Here is a 23,760-nt window from a genome sequence, read left to right on the forward strand (position 1 = left end):
CTATCTCCCCGCGGGGGGTGTGACCTGGTTCACGATGCTTGAGGTGCGAGATCCCCTTGGTGTTAGGAATGGTAAACGCGGTAAGGCGACACGAACCCATAGGCCGCGGACGAGGGGGGCGACACCAAGAACCCAAACGATCGATGCGAGCACATCAGTGGTGTAGTGGACGCCGTCAACCGCGAGCAGAAACCCAGCGGAGGCGACGATGAGGGCACCAATTGCGATGGCGATAGTGCGAACACGCCCTGAGGCGATCATCGCGACCAATACCACAACGAGTGCTGTGATAAAGGTGGCGTGTCCGCTCGGGTAGGACGCATCGACCTGTATCGGATGAAACGGAAACGGCAGCAGTGCCGCGTCGGGCCGTGGGCGGTCGACGATCACTTTGACAGCTACGACGGAAAGCCAGGTTGCTGCGATCGTTACAGCAAAGGTAGAGGCCACCCGTAGATCACGGTTGACAAGCAAAATGATTCCAGTGAGGACGATGGTTGCCAGAACAGCTGGCACCGGACCCACATCGTGATAGAGCACATTGCCGAGCGTCCCGAGCGCTCCATGATGCAGTGCGTTCAACGCATGCGAGAGCGGCATTTCGAAGTTGCCCAGCGCTCGAAACGCGAAGCCCGCCGCGACGACGATCGCGACTGTTATGAGAGCAACGATCAGGAGTCGGGAGATCGGAGTCGTTGAGGTGAGAATCTTAGGTTGACTCTTCATGACTGGCGTCCTTCCGGGAAGCCAGCATTCGTGATGTCCGTGGCGGGCGTACTAATTTCAACTCGCTGATATACAAGTTCGGCGTAGTCACTAAGGACCTTGCGGCACTCTTCCAGATGCCCAGCCGCCGCCACGCCTTCCGGCAGCGATAGAACGTCGCGTCGCGCCAGATCGCCCCACCATCGGTTGAGGCGATCAAGGCTCTGTTCCTCTTCTTCTAGCTCACCGAACGTGAACTTCTCTTTAGCGATTTCGCGTGCGATCTCTTCTTCGAACTTGCCGCAGTCCGCAATGAACTCCGCCCACTCATCGCGGCGAGCAGCCGCAAATGCGTCGTAGATAAGGGCTTCTGCCTGCTCACCTCGCGGGGCGGCATCGATCATAAAGAGTGATCCACCGCCACGACGGCACAGCTCGGTCGCTCTTTCTAGACCATTCATGAACCACTCAAGGTTTGGGGCGGCCCACACTCCCGCAGAAATAGGTACAGCGCCTAGTTTGCGAAGCTCGCGCCAAACAGCTACTCGATGTCGTGAGGGTTCGGCGTCAAGCTGAATGAGAATGAGTACCCAATTGAACGAAATATCCATATTCCTTATTGTAACATGACGAATATGTAACAGCCGTTACATCTCTGCATCGAAGAAACTCCAACTGTCTTTTGCCACGAGCAGCGCAATGTGTGCCGAGGCTTCCCCAGTCCAACCTTGCGTCACGGACGCCGCTCTAAAATTGCGGGTCAAAGCCCCTATTTTCTGAGCGACGAATTCTTCGGCGGATGAGTAGCCGGCGGCACCATCGTCGTCCGTGTGTCCCCGGGTGTACCCAAGTGCTCCACCTTCTCGGTGCGCAGCTGGGTGGTGTACTCGGCAAGCTCGCCCGGGCGATCCCCCTTCTGACCGGGGAAAAGTTGACGTGGGGTGGTTGGCATGACGGAGGCTTCAACCCTCGTGCGTGCGGCACGCAAAAGTCGCAGGCTCACCCAGGAGCAACTCGCAGAGCTCTCAAACATTGACCAGGGCAGCGTGTCCCGCTCCGAACGAGGGCGCGACGCCGACTTCAGCACGATCGACCGGTTGCTGGCCGGCGCGGGCCACCGGCTCTACTCGGCCCCCACCCGGCGGGATGATGCCGCCACGGCGGTCGCGGAGATCCGTGAGCGGCTTCGGGGGAGTGATAAGGATCGCGCCTTGCGTGCTCTGCTGCAGCTCAATGACAACCTCGTCGCCGAGCACGGTCTTGTTCGCGGAATCTTGGGGCTCGCCGAGCCGGAGTCGACTAAAGACCAGGCATGGGACGCTGCGATCGCAGCGTTTGTGGCGTGGCGCCTCGGTGAAGAGGGGATCCCGTTGCCGACCTGGGTCGACGAACGGGAGCGCTTTCTCGCCGAGCCACGGACGCTCGAAGTGGATCCCGCCGACCCGGTACCGCCGCCTTCCGAGGTACCCCCCGACTTCGCCAAGCGGGGTGTTCTCGCCTGGCGAGACACCTTCGCGAGCGTCTGACCGTGACCGCGCTGGATCGCGACGACATCATCACCGGCCTGCGCGAGTTCATCGCCGAGCTTCGCGCGGCCGATCAGGTGGCGGGCATCCGACTCGTCGGCGGATCTGCTCTGGCTCTGCGCTACTTCGACCGTGGAACAACGCAAGATCTCGACTCACTTCATGTCCGCCCGGGAAGCGATGAGGTAGTCGCGGCCGCCGCCTCGAGAGTCGCTCGACGTCACGACTGGGACCAGACTTGGCTGAACTTCGAAGTCACCAAAGCCGACGCCCTCCCGACGCTCGGGCGCGTAGTCGCATGGGAGTCGATCTACGACCAGGACGGCATCGTTATCCAGGTAGGTGTGATCGGAAGCTCAGAACGACGTCGGCGAACCCACGTTCGAGTATCCTCAAGTCGATGCGAGCCGAGTACAGGTAGCCGGACCAGACTTGTAGTGCCGGTTTCGTTCCCCGCGCACTAGACATGACGGGAAGCAGCTTGGTCACGCAGAACTCCTCATCGGCAGGGAAAAGGAACCGGAGTTCCGAACCGAGCACGGCTCTTGGGCCGCCCAGGGAGTCTCGGTCGTCGTCGAGGACGCGGGAGAAGCGGGCGGCCATGTGATCGTCGAATCCAGTCCACTCCTCTCCAGCACTAGATCGCGCGCGACTTACGACCGAATGAAGAACTGCGTGAGCTTTCCCGCCGAGCTGTTGAGGCCTGCGGACATCCAATCCTCGGACGTCTGGAGAGAATTTTCCGCGGCGGCTGACCAAAGTCGATCCGCGAGTTCGACCGCAATGGCGAGCGCCTTGTCGGGCATTTCGTGTTCCTGGTTGGACACGCCGCCGAGAAGGCGCTCCACAGGTCGCCCAGTAGCGCTTCACCTGACCAGCCGCGAACGATGGCGTTACTGAATTCTCGGAGTCGAGGGTCGGAGGGGAGTGTTTGGACGGTGTCCCCGATTGTTAGGCCGCGAGCGGGCGATGCCGCGACGAATCGTGTCACTTGCTCGAGTGCGTCCTCCCAGCGTGATCCGTCGGTCCAGGAGTCGCCGTACTCGTACGTGAACAACACCCTCAGTGCATCGGCGGGGTCATTGTTCAGCTTCTTCGTGAGGTCGTCGTCGGTCAACCGAGCATAGGGGGCGCTCTAGAACCCTTCCGCGATCTTCTTGATCGCAGAGAGGCGGCGGTCCCACTCAGCACCGATGGCGTCGAGTCGCCGTGCGGTGTCGCTCAGCTGCGAGCCGATGACCCGGAACTGCACCTCGCGTCCAACCCGCACTGGCTCGACGAGACCCACCTCCCGCAGCACGACGAGGTGTTTTGCGATCGCCTGGCGGCTGACCGGGAGACGCCCGGCGAGGGCGGACGCCGAAGCATCGCCCTCACCGAGTGTTGCCAGAATGCTCCACCGGGTCTCGTCTCCGAGCGCGGCAAACATCGGAATCAGCGTCGCTGTGGTCACGAGCCGCTTTCGAGCATGGCGACCAGCTTGTCGAGCTCGGCGTTCCAGCCGTCGCGGTGGCTCTCCAGGTTCGCGACCGGGTCGGAGGTGTTCTCGAACCCGGTCTCGATCACCGTCAGCTGGGTTCCATCGGCGATGGTCTCGAGAGTAAAGGTGAATACCGTCGAGTTCTGCTCGTCGACTTCCTCTGGCAACCGCGCCAGGGCCTCGTTGTTGCCCCAGCGGTAGGAGATCAGCCGGGGAGCATCCATCTGCTCGATGCGCAGCGGTACCGGATCGCGCCCCTCCCAGGTGAGGGTGCCCCGCGTCCCGACACCAGACCCATCGAACGCGGCCTGGCCGAACCACTGAGAGATATGGGTTGGCTCGGTGACCGCCGACCATACCTTCTCGATGGGAGCGTTGATTCGGATCGTGCGCCGAACGGTGAACTCGCCCTCGTCGACGACAGACGGCTGGTTGATTGTCATGCTCACAATGATCGTTCCTTTCGTCAGTTTGTGCAACTCAATAGTTGCACAAAGAAAGAATAACTGCAATCTCAGAGTTGCAGGTTTGCCGAGAAGTGATCAGGCATCCGAACTGTCGCAATCCCACGTGTACCTGTGGTCGGTTCATCGCCGCCGCACCCTCGATTGGCTCGGCGCCGTCCGGTCATGACAGGATTTCTGGATGGCCGGGCTGTTCCGTACGGCGGGGATGCTCTAGCAAACATTCACAGATCTGGTATCAAAGGGAAACATGGTCGAGTCGAACCGGTCGGGAAAGATGTCACGGCGTGCGCTCCTGGGTGTGGCCGTCGCTGCCTCATTGGCGGGATGCACCCCGGTTGCGACACCATCGCCGACCAGATCGTCGACACCGACACCGACACCGAAACCGACGCCGACGCCGTCGGCGATCTCGCTGGCCGCCCCATTCGGCGCTCTGGAAAAAGAGTTCGACGCTCGGCTGGGGGTGTGGGCGCTCAACACCGGCTCCCTGCTGTCGACGGAATACCGGTCCGACGAACGATTCGCCTTCTGTTCCACCCACAAGATCTTCTCCGCCGGCGCCGTGCTCGACAAATACACGATCGACGAGCTGGAGACGGTCGTGCAGTACACGCATTCCGATCTGATCGCGAACTCTCCCATCTCGGAGCCGAATGTGGCGACGGGGATGACGCTGCGTGCCCTGTGCGACGCCGCCGTGAGGTACAGCGACAACACGGCCGCCAATCTGCTGTTCCGCGATCTCGGCGGCCCGGATGCCCTCGAGACGTTTATGCGAAACATGGGGGACCAGGTGAGCGACATGTCCCGCATCGAGGCCGCACTCAGTTCCGCGATCCCCGGCGACATTCGGGACACCAGCACTCCGCGGGCGTGGGGTGCCGACTTGCAGAAGATCATCCTCGGCGACGTTCTGCCGCCCGAGAAACACGCGATCCTGACCGACTGGATGGTGCGCAACACGACAGGGGCTGGACTGATCAGGGCCACGGTGCCTGAGGGGTGGAATGTCGGCGACAAGACGGGCAGCGGGCACTACGGCGCACGCAACGATATCGCCGTTCTGTGGCCTCCGAAAGAGAAACCGCTCGTGCTTGCGATCATGACTTCGCGTCCTGGCGCTGCCGACCCGTACGATGACGACCTCATCGCGAGGGCCGCGGATGCCGTGATCAAGGCGCTCGCCTGACCTGGCGGCGCAACACCGTGTCCGACACGATCGTTCCCCGGGGTTTGCTCTATCTGGAGGCAATCTATGAAAGCTTTCACAACCCGTAGCGCGCTAGCCGCACAGGCAGGCGGAAGATGAGTTGAACATCCGATACGCCAATGATGAACACCGTTCATCGTAGACTCGCATCAACCACTACCCTGGAGTCGATTCTCGATGAACAAACCCGTAGGCATCCGCGAAGTGGCAGAGCACGCCGGGGTTTCCATCGGCACGGTGTCGAATGTTCTCAATCACGTGAAGACCGTCACCTCCGCCAACCTCGAAAAGGTGCAGGCGTCGATGCTCGAGCTCGGTTTTGTGCGCAACGACCTGGCCAGGCAGCTGCGGATGGGCGGCGGAAATACGATCGGACTGGTCGTACTCAACGTGGCCAACCCCTTCTTCGCGGATCTCGCCCACGCACTCGAGGCAGAAGCCGAGGCGAACGGTCACACCATCATCCTGGGATCGAGCGACCAGGATGCCGACCGCGAGAATCGCTACATCGACCTGTTCGAGGAACAGCGGGTGCGTGGCATGCTGATCGCCCCGCTGGACGGGGTCACGCCACGGCTGTCGCGGCTGCGTTCGCGCGGAGCTCCGGTGGTGCTTTTCGACAGCACCGCCGATCCTGAGCAGTTCTGCTCGGTGACGCTCGACGGCACCGCAGGCGGATACATGGCTACCAGGCATCTCATCGATACAGGTCGTCGCCGCATCGTCTTCGCCGGCGGACCACTCCCGCAGGTCTCCGAGCGTTTGGCTGGCGCCAGCCGCGCGGCCCGCGAGAGCGCCGGAGTCACGCTCTCCCTTATCGAGACCGGCGACCTCACCGTGGCGGAGGGCCGCATCGTCGGCGACCAGATACTGCAGCAGCGACCGGAGGAGAGGCCGGATGCCATCTTCGCCGCGAACGACCTGCTTGCTGTCGGCATCCTGCAGTCGTTGATCCTCGCCGAGGACCTGAAGGTGCCCGACGACATCGCACTGATCGGCTACGACGACATCGACTTCGCCGCATCCACGATGGTGCCGCTCTCGACCATCCGCCAACCGAGGGAACTCATCGCTCGCGAAGCGTTGCGTCTGCTCGAGGAGGAAGCGGATCCAGCATCAGGCCACGTTCACGCGCGCCATCTCTTCACGCCGGAGCTCATCGTGCGCGAGAGCACCGGGCCGCGCTGACCGAGGCTCGAGGCGAGCGATCCGGACGCCCGTCATACTGATCGTCTTAGACGAACTGATCGGAGTCCCCGGGATATAGGGCATCCGTCCGATGCCCCATCGCCTCCTTAGCGAGGAATGTCTTAGTTACGACGAAGGCAACGGAGACCAGACCATGAGCATCAACGAATATGCATTCAGCCACCTCAGCCGGGCGCGAGAGGAGGCCCTCGCGCGAGAGCTCGAGCACCGCAGGGTGCTGATCGAGCGGATCGAGGAGGAGCGCGCGAACACTGGGCCTGCTCCTGGGAGCACGCGACAAGCGATCGGCGGATGGATCCGCTCACGCCGGGCGGCCCGACAGGCAAAGGGTGCCGCAGAGTCCAACATGAGGACTGTGGCCATCAGCGCGCACCGGTGCGCGTAGCAATCGCCGACGATGTCACCTGGCGGTGGCACAATGGCGGCATGCAATCCGCGTTCGGCAGCACGTTTCTGATCGGCAGGGAGTCGGAACTCGCGACCCTGCGCGAGACGTTCGCTGCGGGCCTGCCTGGCGACACCCGCACGGTGGTGGTGGCCGGTGAGGCGGGGATCGGTAAAACCCGGCTGGTGGCCGAATTCGTCGAATCGCTACCCTCCCAGGCCGTCGTCGCGGTCGGGCAATGTATCGATCTCGGGCCGGATGCTCCGCCCTACGCGCCGATCACCGGCATCCTTCGGGCGCTTCTCTCCACTGTCGGTATCGACGAGTTGATCGCGGCAGCCGGCCCCTCGCGCGAAGCACTCTCCGTGCTGCTTCCCGAGCTGGAAGAACTCGGTGGCACGCGCCAGGACGTCCGTGGCGGCGTCGAATGGGTTTATGACAGCGTCGCGGTCGCGCTGGAGAACCTCGCCCGCACCGCACCCCTGGTACTCGTGGCCGAAGACCTGCACTGGTCGGACCAGGCGACCCTCGGGCTCCTTCGTTACCTCATCCGCGTGCTCGAGCACGCCAACATCCTGTTCGTGCTCACCTATCGCACCGATGACGTGCGTCGCGGGCATCCTCTCCACGCCTGGCTGCCGGAGCTCGATCGCAACCGGCGCGTGATGCGCATCGACCTCGGGCGTTTCTCTCGTGCCCAGGTGCGTGAGCTGGCCGATGTGCTCCTTGGCTCGTCGCTCGAATCATATGACCTCGGCGTTCTCTACGACCGGTCGGATGGCGTGCCGTTCCTCGTTGAAGAACTGGTGGGATTCGACGGTTTCGAAAACGTGGACTGTTTTCCGTCCAGCCTCCGTGGTGTGCTGCTCTCACGCTATGAGACGCTGTCGGAACCGACGCAGCGTGTGGTGCGCCTTCTGGCGGCCGGTGGCGCTCGCGTGGAGCATGAACTTCTCGTCGCGGTCTACGACGGCGATCCGGAAGAGCTCGACAGGGCCGCCCGTGAGGCGGTGGCGGCGAGCGTGATCGTCATCGATGACAGCGCGTACGAGTTCCGGCATGCGCTGGTGCGGGATGCGATCCACGAAGAACTGCTGCCGGGTGAGCGGGCACGATTCCACAGTCTCTACGCCCGTGCTCTCGAAGAAAGATGTGACACAGACGACACTTTCGCCACCGCCATGTCCTACCACTGGATGGTCGCGCACGATCTGCCTGCCGCCTTCACCGCATCCCTCAAAGCGATGCGGCACGCACGAGGTTCCTACGCCTATACCGCGGCCGCGCGCATGGGCGAACGAGCCCTGGAGCTCTGGCCACAGGTTCCGGATGCCGCTGAGCTGGCTGCTTGCACTCGCGGAGAGCTGCTCGCCGACGTCGCCTACATCCTGCGTAACGCCGGCGAAAGCGATCGCGCCATCGCCCTGGTCGAGGAGGCGATCGCGGAACTCGCGCCAGGTGACAATGAGCGCCTCGCGGCGTTGTTGCGCGATAAAGCCTCCTATCTCGCCAACATCGGCCGTTCGGGATCGATCGACCTGCTGAGGGAGGCCCTCGCGCTGTTGCGCGACCAGCCGGTCAGTCTGCTGCGCGCCACTATCCTCGGCGAGCTCGCGGCACGGCTGATGCTGCAGGCCTACTTCGACGAGGCAGTCGAGGTGGCAGATGCTGCGTTCGTCGAAGCGGAGGCCGTCGGATCGCTTCCGCGGATGTCTGTGGCGGCCAACATTCGAGGAACCTCCCTGCTGTCGAACGGCCAGATCTCCACCGGTCTCGACGATCTCTATCGCGCTGGCGAGCTCGGACACGGCGATGACTCGGCGCGACTGCGGTACTGGGTCAACCTGTCCGATTCGATGAATCTGCTCGGTCGTTTCGATGAGGCGATCACGCTCGCCGAGGAGGGGCTTGAGCGCGCGCGGCTGCGCGGTGTCGAACGCACCAAGGGCGCCATCCTGCTGTCGAACATGATCGGGCCGCTCTTTGCTCGCGGCGAGTGGACGCGCGCCGACGACCTGCTCAATCGTGCCCTGGCGCTCGAGTCGCCTCTCGGGTTCAGCGCGCCGTTGCAGCATCTGAAACTCTGGTCCACTCTCTGGGGAGGCGATCCTGAGAGTGCCGAGCGGATGCTGCGCCCCTGGCGCGGACAGCTCGGCATCGAGCAGCAGGCGCAGGTGCGCCTCGCCTTCGCCAGGGTCGCCGGTGAAATCGCACTCGAGAACGGCGACGTGGCGCGGGCCTGGTCGGAGGTGAGCGGCCTCATCGCGCCTGATCATCGCGGGATTCCGGCTTACGATCTCCCGCTGCTGATGGTCGCCGCTCGAGTGCTGGCCACCGTTCTTAGGGAGGGGGTCGACCTGGGGCCGGAGTTCGATGCCGTCACTGCCGACCGTGACCTCAGGGTTCTGCTCGCACGCTACGAGGGTTGGCCGACCCATCCGGTGTTCGCTGCGGTTTTTGAGGCCGAACTCGGAGGTCCAGGGCGACTCGGCACGAACATCGATCTGTGGCGGCGCGCCGTCGATGCCGTCGAGTCATCGAATGCTCCTGCCTTTCTTCGCCCATGGACGCGAACGCGTCTTGCCGAGTCGCTGGCGGCCGCGGGTGGCCGTGCCGAGGCCCTGATCGAGGCAGAGCATGCCCGATCGGCCGCTAAAGAAATCGGTGTAGGCCTGATCCTGGTTCGCATCGACGACCTCGAGCGCCGTGCGGGGCTTCACGCTTCGCAGGTCTCACCTGTTGGGAGCGTGCCGGTTCTGACTGATCGCGAACGGCAGGTTCTCGCTCTCGTCGCCGAGGGACTCAGCAATCGACAGATTGCGGAGCAGCTCTTCATCAGCGCGAAGACGGCGAGCGTGCATGTGTCGGCGATCCTGCGCAAACTCGGCGCCGCCACGCGAACCGAGGCCGCCTATCTCGCCCAGCAGCAGCCGAACGGTGTTGCTGTCACCGCGTGATCCGGCACATTGTCGCACTCCGGACAGGTCCGGACGAGCCACGGGTTGATGCGGACGCTCACCCCGTCTTCTTCGCGGTCACCACCCAGGCGGCTGACTCGGCCTCCAATGGGCCGTCGCCGAGACGGGATGTCATCTCGTCAGCGAGTCGGGCGGTCAGCGTGTCGAGGTCGCCGCGCTCCTGAAGGGCGAACCGCAACGGCGTGCCCAGGCAGAATCCCTCGGTGAGAGTCCTTGCATCCACGGCAACTCCCGACAGGACGACCCGCTCTAGACCTGTCTCCTGCATACCGCCCGCCACGAGATCCGACCTGATTTGCCCGGTGTCGGCGTAGCCGTGGGGCACTCGCACGATGAAGGTCGGGGGGTCGTCGGGAAAGACCGCGGCGAGACTGTCGACCATGGCCAGCGGGAACGGTGAAGCGCTCACCACATCCCATACCGCGAAGATCATCGTGCCCGTCGGGTCTAGAACCGTTGCAGCTTCGGCAAACGCCGCCGGCTTGTCGGGGAAGAACATGACGCCGAACTGGCACACCACGAGGTCAAAGGAGCCCTCCGCGAAATCCAGGTGCTGTGCGTCCGCGGTTTTCCATGTTGCGCCCGGCACCCGGCTCTGCGCCCACGCCACCATCGCCGGGTTGAGGTCGGTAGCTGTGATGGCGGCCTCCGGCAGGACCCGGACGAGCTCCGCCGTGGCGATGCCCGAACCCGCAGCCAGCTCGAGAACCCGGCTCGGAGCCAGCGCGGCTGCGGTCGCCGCCAGGTGGACGGCGAACGGCCGGAACAGCGCGGGTCCAAGCGCCCGGTCATACACCTCGGGCATGCTGCCGACCCAACTCGTATCCGTCGTCATGTGCAGCATTGTCCGCCTTCACAGCGCTCGCGCCCGGCAGGATCGCCGAGCGCCGTCGGCGGTTCTCACCACTCGGCGAAAGCACCGTCCGGCGTGCGCCAGACCGGGTTGCGCCAGCGATGGCCGATCTCGGCAGCCCGCTCGACGGCACGCTCATCGATATCGATGCCCAGCCCGGCGCCAGTCAGTCGTTCGACGTATCCGTCGTGGAACTCGAAGGGTGAGGTGTCGACCAGGTAGTCGAGCACGTCGGATCCCACGTTGTAGTGGATGCCGAGAGAGGTCTCCTGGATGAGCGCATTCGGTATCGCGAAGTCCAGTTGCAGTGAGGCTGCGAAAGCGATCGGGCCGAGCGGACAGTGCGGCGCGACAGCGACACCGTAGGTCTCGGCCGCCGCGGCGATTCGTCGCGACTCCGAGATGCCGCCGGCATGGGAGAGGTCCGGCTGCGCGACCGCTATGCCGGAGGCCAGCACCTCCCGGAAATCCCAGCGCGAATACAGGCGCTCGCCGGTGGCGATCGGGATCGTGGTGGATTCGCAGATTTGGCGCAGTTCGAAAGACAGCTCGGGAACGACGGGTTCCTCGACGAACATGGGGGCGAGGGGCTCCAGTTGGCAGCAGATCTGCCGGGCGACTATCGGTGAGACCCGACCGTGGAAGTCGATGGCGATGCCGCCGTCCGGCCCGAGAACGTCACGAACGGCGGCGACACGCTCGACTACGCCGTCGATGTCGGATGCGGTGGCGAGTGGGGCCATCGTAGCCGTCGCATTCATCTTCACCGCGGTGAAGCCCTGCGCTTTGCGCTCGAGGGCTGCGTCTGCTGTGTCGGAGGGCTCGTCGCCGCCGATCCAGGAGTACACGCGCATCCGGTCTCGCACCGGCCCACCCAGAAGTTCGTGCACCGGGGCGTTGCGAACCTTGCCCGCGATGTCCCAGAGGGCCTGGTCGATGCCCGCGACCGCGCTGGACAGGATCGGCCCGCCGCGGTAGAAGCCACCCTTGCTGAGCACCTGCCAGTGATCTTCGATGCGAAGTGGGTCCATGCCGATGAGATAGTCGGAGAGTTCATCGATAGCACTCTCCACCGTCTGGGCGCGTCCCTCGACGACCGGCTCGCCCCATCCGACCACCCCTTCGTCGGTCTCGATCTTCAGGAACAACCAGCGGGGCGGCACCATGAACGTCTTGAGCGCGGTGATCTTCATCCTTCTATTGTGGCGGGCTGCGCTAGGTGTGTGCATCCAGTGCCAAATGAAGGAGTTCCCGTGCGATGCCCCCGGAATATCAGGAGGGCAACCGCCAGAACAGCGAAGATCTCCTTCATTTGGCACAACTATCGGCGCAAACCCTCAGGGGTCCTCTGCCGGCATCCGTTCTAGCGTGTCGGCTGCCTCGCGTCGACAATGGAACCCATGGATGAGCACTTCGGCGATTCGTGGGTGACGGTACCGAATCTGATCACCCACGCGCTTCCTGAGCGGGAGAACGCTCCCATGACCGAGGCGCATGGCGACGACGTGAACCACGATTCCAGGGTGGGCTGACCCCGTGGAACATCCGCTGGTGATTGATCCCGCCGATCCGCTTGTCGTGCGGGTCCGCACGATCTGCATGACGTTCCCCGAAGCCCTGGAGGCGGTGGCCTGGGGCCGCCCGACTTTCCGCGCCGGCAAGAAGATCTTCGTGATGATGTCGTCGAGCATGGACCGCCCCAACTCGATCGTTTTCAAACCGGCGGGGGATGAACGGCTCGCCCACCTCGAAGACCCGCGTTTCTTCAGCCCTCCCTACTGGGGCCCATCCGGATGGCTCGGCATCGACGTCGATCAACCCACGACGGACTGGACCGAACTGGCCGAACTTATCGACACGTCATACCGGCAGGTGGCCCTGCAGCGCCAGCTGAGGGCACTCGATTCGCGGTGAGCCGTTGCGCTGGTATAGTCGTCAGGTTGGGTTTTACCCGACGAATGCGCCCGTAGCTCAGCGGATAGAGCAATTGACTACGGATCAATAGGCCGGGGGTTCAAATCCCTCCGGGCGCACCAATAAAAATGCTGGTCAGCATGGCAATTTGTCGTGCTGACTGGCGAAAAACCCTACAAAAACCCCTGCCTCCTACTCCTAGCCCTTTATGTGCCGGGCAGTTGCTGACTCGAGTCCTATCTGTGAGCGGACACAATCGAGCACGGCGGGCTGCCAGCGTTCGCCGAGAAGCGTCGCAATCTTGCCCACAGGGGCGGGCCATGAGGCAGGGCAAGTGAATGTTGGGGGTGCCCGGCACCAAATTGCGGGGAACGCCTCGCCTCACAACGTGGGCAAGGCGATCGCGTCGCCTCGAGCAAATCGCCGTCGCCCACACTCGCGACAGCCGAGGTCCTGTCGCGGAAGCTCGATGAGGCGCTCCCCAGTCATTGCGTCGGCCTGATGCCATTGGGTCTGATCACCGCCCTGTATCAGTCCGGTGACTGACATGAGCCATTCGTTCACGGCGGCCGCGGCGGCAACCGCATTGAGGGTGATCACGCTCGGTGACACAATCGACACATCGTCGATGTAACGCTGTCTTTTCAGTTGATCCACCGAGGTGATTTCTGCGCTCAGGACGCCAGCGTTGATTAGCCCGTTGCACCACATGCACCCAGTGCCCGGTGTGCTTGCCCGTCGAGGGCAGCGGTGGTGGAGTCCGCAGGCGCACGGGAGACTCGTGCGTCGCCCGACCACGTCGGGCAATGCCCTGTCAGCCATATCATGTCGTCACTGACCGGTGTTCCCGGAACGCTTCAATAGCCTCGGCGACGCGAGACGCTTCATGGACACCTTCGTCGAGGGCTACAACCACACCCACCGCCACACCGGCATCGGGCTGAACACGCCCGCAGACGTCCACTACGGCCTCGCGGCCGGCAAAGCCGCCGAGCGGTCCGCGACCCTGGCCGAAGCCCGGGCCCGGAACCCGGAACGCTTCAGCACCAACCTCGACCCCAAGATCCTCGCCACCCCCGACGCAGCGTGGATAAACAAGCCCACCGAAGCACAAGAAGACGAGCCGAAACTAGCCGCCTAAACTCACGCTGGCCCCATCCACCTTGACAAATTCCGACGCGCCGAGTTGTTCTAAGCGCGTCCGAACCAGTATTCGCCGAGCCACTCGAGGAACTGCTGAGCCTCGTTGTTGGCGTGCCTGAGTCGCACCTCACCGGTGCGGTCGTCGAAGAAGTCGTCGTACCCGGCCAGCTCTTTCACTGCGTCGTCTGCCAGAGGCCGGAACCCCATGGTCCATTCCGGAAATTGTCGTTCCTTGATTGGTTCTTCGCTGACAACTGAAATGCTGCGGTGGCGCGGGTCCGCGGAGATAAGGGCGAACCGGGAGAGAACCTGCTCATCCGGTCCCTCGAGGATCTGGATAAATCGGCCTCGGTGGTAAAGGAGCGCCCCCGTGAGGTGGTGGCGGAGGTTGTTCGCGCGAGCCTGGACGAGAATCGCGGCAATATCGTCGTCGGTCATCTCGACGGCAGCTGCACTGACGTAGGCAATAGAAAACATTCGGATCCCCCAGGATCTATCTCCAGCCACACTCCTCCGATCCACCACCACCGTCTACGCCCACTATTGGGGCCGCGAACGCCACGGCGTGGCCGACATATCCGCGGCCTTGGGTCCAGCTGTCAGCGAATCGGCCTTCAATGGCGCGGCCGCCCGGAGCTTGGCCGTTGGCTGAGCCCGAAATATCGTGCAGCGATTCGTTGCACCGTGCGAACTGACATGTGAAGTTGTTCTGCTATGTGACCATCCGTTGTGCGCCAGCCAGAGAGCGTCGCCGCCCTCGCCGCTCCCCAGGTCGAGTGCGGTGCCCGGTGCGAGGCCGGCCACCTCGCGTTCGAGGGCGACGTTCACCCTGCCGCTCCAGGATTTGCCGTTCTCCCGGTAACGGTTCTCCCAGTACTCGGCGGCATTCGATGTGGTTTCGGTCATGGTCCAACCCTGGGAGATGTGCCGCACTGGAGCAACTAACCGTGCCGAATCGGCGCCGGGACTCGATGAACGGTGGTGCGCGCGGGGTAGCTTGGTGACCATGCAGCAGCAACCGAGCGCCCGGCGTGCGCGATCCCTCGTCAGCGGCATCCGATGAGCATCGATGACGACGAGGTCGACCTGCTCATCGACGCGTGGGCGCAGCGGTTGCCCGATGTGGACTTCGCGCCGCTCGACGTCATGTCGCGCCTACGTCGGGTGTCGCATCGTCTGAATCGGTTGCGTGGTGACGCCTTCCGCTCTGTCGATCTCTCCATCTGGGAGTTCGATGTGCTCGCGGCTCTCCGTCGCGCAGATCCGCCCCACGAACTGAACCCGGCCGAGTTGATGCGGGCGACCATGATCGGCAGCGGGGCGATGTCGAACCGACTCGAGAACCTCACTACGCGCGGACTCATCGAGCGCAGGCCGAACCCGTCGGATGGACGCAGCACTCTCGCCTGCCTGACGCAGGAAGGGCTCGCAAGGGTCGATGCGGCGATGATCGCCCTGGTCAGCGCCGAGGCGGAGGAGCTTCGGTCGCTGTCGAAGCAGGAGCGGTCACAGCTCGTGCACCTGCTGCGACGGCTCGGGGCTGCTGATTCCTCTTCCCAGGAAGGCAGTTAGGTCCCGACCAGTCGTGCAGCACACGAAAATGGCCCCGACGCCGAAGCGCCGAGGCCGTTCTCAGTACTGGTTCGGATTAGCGTCCGAGGATGCGTCCGAGGTTGACTCCGGTCTGGCCGCCGTTCAGGATGCCGTCGACCATTCCGTTGACGTCAAGCGGAACGCTGGTCGAGGTGCCATTGCCGACCGAGGTGTCGTTACCCGACGCGACGGGAGCGGTAGCGCTCACGTCGTTGCCCGAGGCGACAGGAGCCGTGACGGGTGCGCTTACCTGGTTGCCCGAAGCGACAGCGTTGCCGTTGGCCACTCCGCCACTGAGAACGTCGCCGACCTGCGGTGCGACCACGACAGGAGCGGAAGCGGAGCCTCCGAGGATGTCGCCAGTGGAAGCCGATCCTCCGAGGATGTCGCCACCCAGCAGGTTGCTGAGGCCGAGGTTACTGGTCAGATCGTTGGCCAGGTTGGTCCACGTCGAGGTCGTGCTCATGGTGGAGTCGGTCGAGCTGTTCGTGCTGGCCATGGCCGGGGCGGCAGCGCCGATCGAGATGAGCGCTGCAGCAGCGACTCCGACGGCACCGAAAGCGGTCTTCTTAGAGATGATGTTCATGGGATGAGCTCCTCTTCACTTCACTTCACGACCGGAGCTTTTCCTGGTCGCAGTAACTGATCCGAAGTCCTCGGCCAATCGGTTCGTTAAGATGAGGCTGTCACCCTTTCGAGGGCCATGTTTCACGTTTTTCCTGTGAATTGCTGAGCCGGTGTATCCCTTCTACGACGGGGGACTATCCGAGCGGTCAGCGGAAAGCTGAGTAAATGCTGGCAGTGGGCCTATCCAGACGGTGGTAAGCGCGATCGATAGGCTGATGAACCTATGAGCACCCCATTCATCGTCTCCGATGCGGTCGCCGAGGCGCTCGCCGCACACAGTCCCGTCGTCGCCCTCGAATCGACGATCATCTCGCACGGGCTGCCGCGCCCTCGCAACCACGAGGCGGCGAAGGAGTTCGAACAGATCCTGCGTGATGTCGGCGTGACGCCTGCGACGATCGCGGTGCTCGACGGCATCCCGAGGATCGGATTGGACGCGGAGGGCGTACGCCGCATCGCCGAGGAAGACCTGGCGAAGGCGAGCGTGCGCGACCTTCCGGTACTGGCGGCGGCCGGGGCATCCGGAGCCACCACCGTCGCCGCGACCGCACATCTCGCCTCTCTCGCCGGTGTGCGAGTCTTCGCGACCGGCGGTCTGGGCGGCGTGCACCGCGGGGCGAGCACCACCTTCGATGAGTCGGCCGACCTGTCGACGCTCGCCCTCACCCCGGTGACCGTGGTGAGCGCCGGGGTGAAATCGGTGCTGGATATCGCAGCCACCCTCGAACGGTTGGAGACGCTCAGCGTGCCGGTCGTGGGGTATCGCACCACCACATTCCCGAGCTTCTGGCTGCGGGAGTCGGCATACACGATCGACTGGTCGGTCGAATCAGCGGCACAGGTGGCGGCGATCATGCGCAGCCAGGACGAACTCGGCCACGGACAGGGCATCGTCGTGGCGAACCCGATTCCGCTCGACCAGCAGTGGGATCCTGCCGAACACGACAGGGTGCTCATCGAGGCGCTCGCGGCCGCCGACGAAGCGGGGATGCACGGCAAGGCGGTGACGCCGTTCCTGCTCGGTTACATTGTGAAGGCCTCAAACGGCCGCAGCCTCGAGGTCAACCTCGATCTCGCCCGCAACAACGTTCGGCTGGCTGCCGAGATCGCTGTCGAGTGGTCAGCTCTCAATGCCGACAACTGACGGGCCGCGCATCGTCGTATTCGGCGACGTGATCGACGACATCGTCGTCATCCCGAACGGTCCGATCCGCACTGACACCGACACGCCCTCGGCGATCCGCAACCGCGCGGGGGGCTCAGCTGCGAACGTGGCGACCTGGCTCGGTTCGCTCGGTGCGCCGGTCGACTTCGTCGGCGTGGTGGGCAGTGCGGATGTCGAACGCCACAGCGCGCTCCTCGCCTCGGCCGGGGTGGCGTCCCATCTCATCGGCGATCGAGAGCTGCCGACAGGCACCATCGTGCTCATCGTGGAAGGCGAGCGACGCACCATGCTGACCTCGACCGGCGCGAACGCGGCGATGACCCCGGATGCCGTCAGCGACGAGTTGCTCGACGCAGCCTCGCACCTGCACTTCACCGGCTACAGCCTGTTCGGTCGTGCCGACGATGAACCCATCCTCCGGCTCATCGACCGCGCCGCCTCGCGCGGCGTTCAGGTGTCTGTCGACCCGGGTTCCGCCGGGTTCCTGGTCGACTTCGGTGTCGACAGGTTCCTGCGGGCCGTGCGTGGCGCGAGCCTGGTCTTCCCGAACCTCGAGGAGGGGCGCGTTCTCACCGGTCTGCACGATCCGGAAGACGTGGCGGAGGGGCTGCTCGAGCACTTCCGACTCGCCGCCGTGACCCTCGACACCGATGGCATCGTGCTCGCCCGTCGCGGGCATCCGGTCATTCGGATCGAGTCGATCGCTGCTGAGATCGTCGATCCGACGGGGGCGGGAGATGCGTTCGCCGCGGGGTTTCTCGCCAACTGGGTGTGCACGAGAGATGACGTTGCAGCAGCACGCGCCGGAGTTGCCTCCGGTGCCCGCGCGGTGGCGACTATCGGCGGCCGGCCCGCTTGACGACCTCGTAGGCGGTGAGGGCATCCGCTCTCGACTGCTTGAGATCCACGATCGGCTCAGGGTAGTCGTCGGTGCCGAGCTCCGGCAGATATCTGCGCTGGTAGTCCTGGTGCGGATCGAATTTGTCGGCCTGCAACATCGGGTTGAAGATGCGAAAGTACGGGGCCGCATCCGCGCCGGAGCCGGCGACCCACTGCCAGTTGCCGGGGTTGCTGGCTTCGTCGGGGTCGACCAGGGTGTCCCAGAACCACTGTTCGCCGACGCGCCAGTCGATGAGCAGGTTCTTGATCAGGAAGGATGCCACCACCATCCGCACCCGGTTGTGCATGTAGCCCGTCTGCCAGAGTTCCCTCATGCCCGCGTCCACGAGCGGGATACCGGTGCGACCCTGCTGCCAGGCCTCGAGTTCCGCCCTGTGCGGCTTGTCCCACGGGAACGCGTCGAAGTCGGGGCGAAAGTTCTTCTCGTGCAGGTCGGGAAAGTGGAACAGGATGTTCCAGTTGAATTCCCGCCAACCGACCTCGCTGAGAAACTTGGCCGCATTCCTGCGGGCGGCCGCGCTCAACTGCCCACGCTGCACGCGATGCCAGATCTGGAACGGGCTGATCTCGCCGAAACGCAGGTGCGGGGAAAGTCGTGAGGTGGCATCCTGGCCCGGCTCGTCACGGCCCCTGTCGTAGTCCTCGAGTCCGACGACGACGAAGCGTTCGAGGCGTTCGTGAGCTGCGTGTTCTCCCGGGGTCCACGCCTCGCGGATGCCGCCAGCCCAGTCGGGATGCGTCGGCAGCAGCTGCCACTCGGCGAGGTCGTCGCTCGCGACATCCGTGACGCCGCTGATGGATCGCGGCGTCGGCAGCGGCTCCCGTGGATCGCCGGAACCGAGGCTCGCTTTCCAGAACGGCGTGAACACCCGAAACGGGTTGCCCTCCGCGGTCGTCACCGTCCACGGCTCGTGCAGGAGGTTGGCCTGGAAGCTCTCGACGGTAAGGCCCGCATCGCGCAGTCTGCTCTTGAGCGCGGCATCCGCGTCTCGCTGGGGACCGCCGTAACGGCGATTCCAGAAGACCGCGCCTGCGCCGGTGTCTGTAACCAGCTCAGGGAGTTTCTCGGCCGCGGCGCCGCGGCGCAGCACCAGTCGACCACCGATCGTGCGGATGGATTCGGCCAGGCTTTCGAGGCTGTGATGCAGCCACCAGCGGCTCGCGCCTCCCAGCGCGCGGATGCCCTCGGTCTTCTCGTCGAGCAGGTAAAAAATCACGATCGGAGCGCCGCGATCGATGGCTGCGCTCAGAGCGGGATTGTCGGCAAGGCGTAGATCATCGCGCAGCCAGACGATGCTTGGGTCCTGGGAGTCGTCGTGGGGAGCCATGCCCTCCAGCGTAGGAGCCGGTAGGCGTGAGAGTCAGGGGGTTGCGCCGAGCCGCAGTTTGTCGCAGAGCTCGGTGAGCGTCGCCAACTCTTCCGTGGTCAAAGTGCTGCCGACCCGCGCAGTGATCGACCTGATGTGACCGCGCGCCACCTGGCGGAACAGTTCGAAGCCCTCGTCGCTCAGGGCGGCGACGATGCCGCGTGCGTCATCCGGATCCGCCATCTTGGTAACCAGGCCGCGCGCGGTGAGGCGGTCGACGAGTCGACTGACGCTCGGCTGGGTCAGCAGCAGATGCTGGTTGAGGTCGCGGATGCGCAGCCTCCTGCCCGGCTGGCGAGACAGGTTGAACATCACGTCGTACTCGTTCAGCGACAGGTCGCCGCTCGGAAAATCCGCATTCAGATAGCGCATCACCGAAACCTGCGCTCGAAAAAGCGCCTCCCAGGCCGTCACTGCGGCTGCCGAGTCGCTCACGGTTCTCCTCTCGCCCGTATCAAGAATACGGAGGCGGGGGAGATCGACAGTGAATGGACCTGTTAAACAGGATTGAGGGTCGGTTTCAGAGGCTAGAAACCGACCCTCTCCCTTGCACCAAGAGTGTCCTGCAATCACATTCGCAGAGGCTGCCACAGCAAACAACTTCTGCTCTTGAACTATATAACGAGAAGATAACGGAACGCTAGTTATCAATCCGTTATTTTTCTGGGAAGTTCATTCGATCGTTGTCCTGTTCTTTGACATTCAACTTGTCCGTTTGACGCCTAACTTGTCCGCGTTGACACTTTCGTGTCCGTTGTGACAGGTAACTTGTCCGCGCACCGCGCGTAGCAGAACCCGCGTGCGTGGGCCGCTCTCACGTGTCTCGAAACTATTGATGACTACGCCGGCGAATTCAGGTGGTGAGCGCAACGTCCTGAGTTCTGTGGGTGTTGTTGATGGGTAGATCGTGGTCGCTGTTGAGTGTTCGGTTGGGGTTTTGGAAGGGGTTGGACGGAGGGCTATCGACATCGGCTGCCGCGCGGACCGCGGGGGTGTCGCGGGCGACTGCGTATCGGTGGTTGGGCGAGGATCGGCAGGTGCTGCCATCCTCTTTCCAGAATTTCGCTGTCCCTCGTCCTGGGTCGTTGTCGTTACGGGAGCGGGAAGAGATCGGCTTCCAGCTCGCCCGCGGCCACGGGGTGCGGCAGATCGCTGCCGTGCTCGGCCGGGCGCCGTCGACGATCAGCCGCGAGGTGGCCAGGAACCGGGTTCATGACCGGTACGTGCCCTCGTTGGCGCAAGAGCAAACCTGGGCGAAAGCCCGCCGGACGAGAGCGCGGAAGTTGGACGGGTTAGCGTTACGGCTCCGGCTCGAGCATCCGGAGGATGGGGAGATGCAGGTGTCCCACGAGACCATCTACCAGGCCCTCTACGTCCAAGGCCGCGGCTCGTTGCGGCTGGAAGTGGCAACCGCCCTGCGCACCGGACGCGCCCGGCGCCGCACCCAAAAGCCAGGCAGCCCCAAGGCGGGGCGGTTGCCGGGCATGGTGATGATCTCTGATCGGCCAGCTGAGATCGAGGACCGCGCCGTTCCCGGGCATTGGGCGATTTGATTATCGGTTCGACGTCGACGAGGTCCGCGATCGGGACCCTCGTGGAGCGGACCAGCGGGTTTTTGATGCTGTTGCATCTGCCCGGGGATCACACCGCCGCGACCGTGTCGGCGGCGATGATCGAGGCGATGAACACCCTGCCCGAGCAGCTGCGCGGATCGGTGACGTGGGACCAGGGCCGGGAGATGGCAAAGCATCAGGACATCACGATGGCGACCGGGATGCCGATCTATTTCTGCGACCCGCACTCGCCCTGGCAGCGGGGCAGCAACGAGAACACCAATGGTCTGCTGAGGCAATATTTTCCGAAGAGCACCGACCTCTCCTTCCACGGGCCCGGGATCCTCGCGAACGTGGCCGCGGAACTGAACGCCAGGCCCCGGAAGCGCCACGGCTACCGAACCCCCGCAGAGGTCCTCGCCGAGCTACTCTCGAAACCGTCAAATCAAACCGGTGTTGCGCCCACCACCTGAATTCGCCCCCTTTTGGATGCGGTCGCAGCCCGCGGTTACCTCATTCTCACCTCCGAAGCCTCCCGTCTATTTCCTGCGACAGCAGATGCCGGCACCCGCCTGCTGTTGCTCAGCATCCGCTACTTGCGCTTCGCAATCGGCAACCCGGAGCTCTTCAGCACCATGTTCCGGGGACGATTATCAGCGCTGCCGAATAACGTTGGACAGTTGTCGTTTGTTCCTTACATCGCTGCGGTCAACGACGCAATCGACGACGACCTTCTGCCAAACGAGGATCGCGCCACGGTCGCTTTAGCGGTTTGGAGCGCACTCCACGGGATCACCGTCGCGTGTCTCAGCGGCGGTTACCTCGGTTTGGGGATCTCGAGCAGGCCTGAGCACCTGGTGACTAGCATGTTCGCTCTCTATTTTCCGCAGCTCAGAACAAGCTGGTCGCAAATGCAACTCGAACACGAGCCGTGACGTAACGTAGGCACACCCTGATTCCTATTTCAGTGGGCAAGCGCCGAAATGCTTAGAAATCGCAGCCTGGTGCATCGCACTTTTGCTTCACCCGAAATGCCTCTGCGCCCGGCACACAACCAGCTACCAGCGCCAGAGACGCCGCGCTGGAAGTTCCCCTTCGGGTAGCTCTCCCTGTCAGAATTCCGGCTCGATGGTGCTCTCCCGATTACCGCGCTCCCAGGCACCGCGATGACGTCACTGGCCGTCGGATCCAGGTGTTCGATGTTTGGAATGGAATCTGGCAGTCGTAGTTCAGGGATCCGAACATTGCCTAGTTAATAATAACAAGCTAACATCAGCGGGTGACTAAAGGCTTGACGACGTTGATTCATGAGGTGGTTTGGGCGATGGACCGTAAGGCAGACGAGATTCTGAAGCGGGACTACGGCATTTCCGTGAGCTGGTTCAGGGTGCTCGTTGTCCTCAAAGACACGGCGCCCATCACCCAGCATTCGCTAGCGCAGCGCTTGAGGCATTCCGACCCTGCGGTGAGCAGGCTGCTGGAACGGATGACGAAATCCGGGCTGCTCAGTGTCGCGATCGATCCCGATCACGGTCGCAAGCGGCTTGTTTCGCTGACTCCGGCCGGGCGCAGCGTTGTTGTCTCGGCGGATTCCGCACTCGAGGACCTTTTCGTTTCGGACCTCACTCAAGCGCAGATCGATATCAGCGAGTTTTCGTCATCAATGTCGGCTCTCTCACTTCATCTCATCAGGCCACCCATTACCGAAGGAACCACTGGAAATGTCGATTCCTAGCACCCCTTTTGACCCTTCCTTGAACCCGCGTTCCGACTTCGTCACGTCCGCTGACGGAGCCCGCATCGGCTATCTGTCCCTGGGCAGCGGAAGTTCGGTCATCGTTGTTCCCGGGGCGCTTTCTACCGCGAGCGACTACCTTGATTTCGCCCGGTGCCTTGCCGCCGAATTCACGGTGCACATCATCGAGCGACGGGGCCGAGGGGTTAGCGACCCCCAGGGTGATGAGTACGGTCTCGACAAAGAACGGGATGACGTCCTGGCTGTTCAAAGGGAAACAGGAGCGGCTTTGCTGGTCGGGCACAGTTTCGGGGGCCTCATCGCTTTGGAATCGGCACGTGCGTCCGGTATCTTCGAGAAAGTCGCCGTGTACGAACCCGGCGTTTCGATCGACGGTTCGATACCGATGGGCTGGCTGGCGTCCTATGCGACGCATCTTAACGCCGGGAAAGATCTTGACGCGTTCGTCGCCTTCTCTCGTGGCACCGGCCCCGATAGAGCTCGTCGCTTGCCGCATCAGCTGATGAAATGGCTAATTCCTCTGTTCGTCAGCTCCGAAAGGAGGGAGAAGATGTACACCCTCCTCCCTCAGAACATGCTCGAGCATCGCGCGATCGGGCGTGCGGAAGAGAATTGGCGAACATATGATCACATCGTCGCGCCCGTTCTGCTGATGAGTGGCGGGAAGACCGGCACGAGTTGGGTTGAAGAGACGATCAGACGACTAGGGCAAGTTCTTCCTCACTCTGAACGCACGGTGTTTGACGGTCTCGACCATTTCGGCATCGACCAAGGCAACCCAGCCGAAGTCGCGCAGGTGGTCCGCAGGTTCCTGCGGAGCTAGCGTGCGCGTGTAGCGCCGACTGGGTCACCGAGACGAGTACTGTTTCGTAGTCTCCGGGTCGGCCGTACGATCACGATGCGTGATGAAGAAAGTCTGCGTGATCCAA

At 63.5% G+C, this 23,760-nt stretch carries 26 protein-coding genes, 1 tRNA gene and 2 pseudogenes; 17 read left to right on the forward strand and 12 right to left on the reverse strand.

What is annotated here, in order from left to right; genetic code table 11:
- Both ABIB56_RS15720 and ABIB56_RS15725 read right to left on the reverse strand, forming a co-directional pair.
- Entirely contained in the window at positions 1 to 726 is a 726-nt protein-coding gene (locus ABIB56_RS15720; protein WP_354570169.1) for a phosphatase PAP2 family protein, read from the reverse strand.
- Positions 723 to 1,316 (reverse strand): Chromate resistance protein ChrB, encoded by a 594-nt coding sequence (locus tag ABIB56_RS15725; RefSeq protein WP_354570170.1) that lies wholly within the window; start codon positions 1,314 to 1,316, stop codon positions 723 to 725. Before ABIB56_RS15725 ends, ABIB56_RS15720 begins: the two co-directional genes overlap by 4 nt.
- Positions 1,317 to 1,655: 339 nt before the next feature.
- Between ABIB56_RS15725 and ABIB56_RS15730 the strand changes: the two genes are divergently transcribed.
- Positions 1,656 to 2,231 (forward strand): helix-turn-helix domain-containing protein, encoded by a 576-nt coding sequence (locus tag ABIB56_RS15730; protein WP_354570171.1) that lies wholly within the window; start codon positions 1,656 to 1,658, stop codon positions 2,229 to 2,231.
- A gap of 2 nt (positions 2,232 to 2,233) precedes the next feature.
- Complete coding sequence (locus tag ABIB56_RS15735) at positions 2,234 to 2,695, forward strand: hypothetical protein (protein WP_354570172.1); 462 nt, start codon at positions 2,234 to 2,236, stop codon at positions 2,693 to 2,695.
- A gap of 189 nt (positions 2,696 to 2,884) precedes the next feature.
- Here ABIB56_RS15735 and ABIB56_RS15740 read toward each other — a convergent pair whose 3' ends face one another.
- From ABIB56_RS15740 to ABIB56_RS15750, 3 genes are all read right to left on the reverse strand, one after another.
- Entirely contained in the window at positions 2,885 to 3,037 is a 153-nt protein-coding gene (locus ABIB56_RS15740; protein ID WP_354570173.1) for a hypothetical protein, read from the reverse strand.
- Positions 3,038 to 3,366: 329 nt separating this feature from the next.
- Positions 3,367 to 3,684, reverse strand: coding sequence for an ArsR/SmtB family transcription factor (locus ABIB56_RS15745; RefSeq protein WP_354570174.1), 318 nt, complete (start codon positions 3,682 to 3,684; stop codon positions 3,367 to 3,369).
- A complete protein-coding gene (locus ABIB56_RS15750; protein ID WP_354570175.1) occupies positions 3,681 to 4,154 on the reverse strand; it encodes an SRPBCC domain-containing protein in 474 nt (157 codons plus the stop codon). The genes ABIB56_RS15745 and ABIB56_RS15750 overlap by 4 nt, the downstream gene beginning before the upstream one ends.
- Before the next feature lie 271 nt (positions 4,155 to 4,425).
- On the opposite strand from ABIB56_RS15750, the gene bla reads away from it, so the two are divergent.
- The 4 genes from bla (at position 4,426) to ABIB56_RS15770 (ending at position 9,939) form a co-directional block, all read left to right on the forward strand.
- On the forward strand, positions 4,426 to 5,367 hold the full coding sequence (bla, locus tag ABIB56_RS15755; protein WP_354570176.1) for a class A beta-lactamase: 942 nt from the start codon (positions 4,426 to 4,428) through the stop codon (positions 5,365 to 5,367).
- Between the two features lie 198 nt (positions 5,368 to 5,565).
- Positions 5,566 to 6,576 (forward strand): LacI family DNA-binding transcriptional regulator, encoded by a 1,011-nt coding sequence (locus tag ABIB56_RS15760; protein ID WP_354570177.1) that lies wholly within the window; start codon positions 5,566 to 5,568, stop codon positions 6,574 to 6,576.
- Between the two features lie 154 nt (positions 6,577 to 6,730).
- Complete coding sequence (locus ABIB56_RS15765) at positions 6,731 to 6,982, forward strand: hypothetical protein (RefSeq protein ID WP_354570178.1); 252 nt, start codon at positions 6,731 to 6,733, stop codon at positions 6,980 to 6,982.
- A gap of 41 nt (positions 6,983 to 7,023) precedes the next feature.
- Positions 7,024 to 9,939: a helix-turn-helix transcriptional regulator gene (locus ABIB56_RS15770; protein ID WP_354570179.1), complete on the forward strand. Its 2,916-nt coding sequence runs from the start codon at positions 7,024 to 7,026 to the stop codon at positions 9,937 to 9,939.
- A gap of 58 nt (positions 9,940 to 9,997) precedes the next feature.
- On the opposite strand, the gene ABIB56_RS15775 is transcribed toward ABIB56_RS15770, so the two are convergent.
- Together ABIB56_RS15775 and dgoD are read right to left on the reverse strand one after the other, a co-directional pair.
- The gene (locus ABIB56_RS15775; RefSeq protein ID WP_354570180.1) at positions 9,998 to 10,795 is read right to left on the reverse strand and encodes a class I SAM-dependent methyltransferase; all 798 of its coding nucleotides are present in this window, start codon (positions 10,793 to 10,795) and stop codon (positions 9,998 to 10,000) included.
- Between the two features lie 65 nt (positions 10,796 to 10,860).
- Positions 10,861 to 12,006 carry a galactonate dehydratase gene (dgoD, locus tag ABIB56_RS15780; RefSeq protein WP_354570181.1) on the reverse strand — a complete coding sequence of 382 codons (1,146 nt, stop codon included), beginning with the start codon at positions 12,004 to 12,006 and terminating at the stop codon, positions 10,861 to 10,863.
- Between the two features lie 207 nt (positions 12,007 to 12,213).
- On the opposite strand from dgoD, the gene ABIB56_RS15785 reads away from it, so the two are divergent.
- The 4 genes and pseudogenes from ABIB56_RS15785 to ABIB56_RS15800 all read left to right on the forward strand — a co-directional run.
- Positions 12,214 to 12,345 carry a hypothetical protein gene (locus ABIB56_RS15785; RefSeq protein WP_354570182.1) on the forward strand — a complete coding sequence of 44 codons (132 nt, stop codon included), beginning with the start codon at positions 12,214 to 12,216 and terminating at the stop codon, positions 12,343 to 12,345.
- Between the two features lie 19 nt (positions 12,346 to 12,364).
- Positions 12,365 to 12,727 carry an MmcQ/YjbR family DNA-binding protein gene (locus tag ABIB56_RS15790; RefSeq protein WP_354570183.1) on the forward strand — a complete coding sequence of 121 codons (363 nt, stop codon included), beginning with the start codon at positions 12,365 to 12,367 and terminating at the stop codon, positions 12,725 to 12,727.
- Between the two features lie 46 nt (positions 12,728 to 12,773).
- Positions 12,774 to 12,849 (forward strand) — tRNA-Arg (locus ABIB56_RS15795).
- 716 nt (positions 12,850 to 13,565) lie between these two features.
- Positions 13,566 to 13,868: pseudogene (locus ABIB56_RS15800) on the forward strand (IS3-like element ISAar46 family transposase); the annotation flags it as partial.
- Between the two features lie 50 nt (positions 13,869 to 13,918).
- Here ABIB56_RS15800 and ABIB56_RS15805 read toward each other — a convergent pair.
- Positions 13,919 to 14,347, reverse strand: coding sequence for a BLUF domain-containing protein (locus ABIB56_RS15805; protein WP_354570184.1), 429 nt, complete (start codon positions 14,345 to 14,347; stop codon positions 13,919 to 13,921).
- A gap of 63 nt (positions 14,348 to 14,410) precedes the next feature.
- A complete protein-coding gene (locus ABIB56_RS15810) occupies positions 14,411 to 14,776 on the reverse strand; it encodes a class I SAM-dependent methyltransferase (RefSeq protein ID WP_354570185.1) in 366 nt (121 codons plus the stop codon).
- A 153-nt stretch (positions 14,777 to 14,929) separates the two neighbouring features.
- Here ABIB56_RS15810 and ABIB56_RS15815 point away from each other — a divergent pair, with 153 nt between their 5' ends.
- Entirely contained in the window at positions 14,930 to 15,442 is a 513-nt protein-coding gene (locus ABIB56_RS15815) for a MarR family winged helix-turn-helix transcriptional regulator (RefSeq protein ID WP_354570186.1), read from the forward strand.
- A gap of 76 nt (positions 15,443 to 15,518) precedes the next feature.
- Here the strand turns inward: ABIB56_RS15815 and ABIB56_RS15820 are convergent, their stop codons facing one another.
- Complete coding sequence (locus ABIB56_RS15820) at positions 15,519 to 16,049, reverse strand: hypothetical protein (protein WP_354570187.1); 531 nt, start codon at positions 16,047 to 16,049, stop codon at positions 15,519 to 15,521.
- 264 nt (positions 16,050 to 16,313) lie between these two features.
- On the opposite strand from ABIB56_RS15820, the gene ABIB56_RS15825 reads away from it, so the two are divergent.
- Together ABIB56_RS15825 and ABIB56_RS15830 are read left to right on the forward strand one after the other, a co-directional pair.
- Positions 16,314 to 17,234, forward strand: a complete 921-nt coding sequence (locus ABIB56_RS15825) for a pseudouridine-5'-phosphate glycosidase (RefSeq protein WP_354570188.1) — start codon at positions 16,314 to 16,316, stop codon at positions 17,232 to 17,234.
- A complete protein-coding gene (locus ABIB56_RS15830; RefSeq protein WP_354570189.1) occupies positions 17,221 to 18,114 on the forward strand; it encodes a carbohydrate kinase family protein in 894 nt (297 codons plus the stop codon). The genes ABIB56_RS15825 and ABIB56_RS15830 overlap by 14 nt, the downstream gene beginning before the upstream one ends.
- On the opposite strand, the gene ABIB56_RS15835 is transcribed toward ABIB56_RS15830, so the two are convergent.
- Both ABIB56_RS15835 and ABIB56_RS15840 read right to left on the reverse strand, forming a co-directional pair.
- Entirely contained in the window at positions 18,092 to 19,483 is a 1,392-nt protein-coding gene (locus ABIB56_RS15835; RefSeq protein WP_354570190.1) for a cryptochrome/photolyase family protein, read from the reverse strand. The genes ABIB56_RS15830 and ABIB56_RS15835 overlap by 23 nt on opposite strands.
- Before the next feature lie 33 nt (positions 19,484 to 19,516).
- On the reverse strand, positions 19,517 to 19,957 hold the full coding sequence (locus ABIB56_RS15840) for a MarR family winged helix-turn-helix transcriptional regulator (protein WP_354570191.1): 441 nt from the start codon (positions 19,955 to 19,957) through the stop codon (positions 19,517 to 19,519).
- A gap of 461 nt (positions 19,958 to 20,418) precedes the next feature.
- On the opposite strand from ABIB56_RS15840, the pseudogene ABIB56_RS15845 reads away from it, so the two are divergent.
- From ABIB56_RS15845 to ABIB56_RS15860, 4 genes and pseudogenes are all read left to right on the forward strand, one after another.
- Positions 20,419 to 21,548, forward strand: a pseudogene (locus ABIB56_RS15845) (IS30 family transposase).
- 12 nt (positions 21,549 to 21,560) lie between these two features.
- Positions 21,561 to 22,010: a TetR-like C-terminal domain-containing protein gene (locus ABIB56_RS15850; RefSeq protein ID WP_354570192.1), complete on the forward strand. Its 450-nt coding sequence runs from the start codon at positions 21,561 to 21,563 to the stop codon at positions 22,008 to 22,010.
- Positions 22,011 to 22,354: 344 nt separating this feature from the next.
- Entirely contained in the window at positions 22,355 to 22,810 is a 456-nt protein-coding gene (locus ABIB56_RS15855; RefSeq protein ID WP_354570193.1) for a MarR family winged helix-turn-helix transcriptional regulator, read from the forward strand.
- Positions 22,797 to 23,654 carry an alpha/beta fold hydrolase gene (locus ABIB56_RS15860; protein WP_354570194.1) on the forward strand — a complete coding sequence of 286 codons (858 nt, stop codon included), beginning with the start codon at positions 22,797 to 22,799 and terminating at the stop codon, positions 23,652 to 23,654. Before ABIB56_RS15855 ends, ABIB56_RS15860 begins: the two co-directional genes overlap by 14 nt.
- Positions 23,655 to 23,760: the final 106 nt, after the last annotated feature.

It is taken from the genome of Glaciihabitans sp. UYNi722 (genome assembly GCF_040549465.1).
Lineage (GTDB): Bacteria > Actinomycetota > Actinomycetes > Actinomycetales > Microbacteriaceae > Lacisediminihabitans.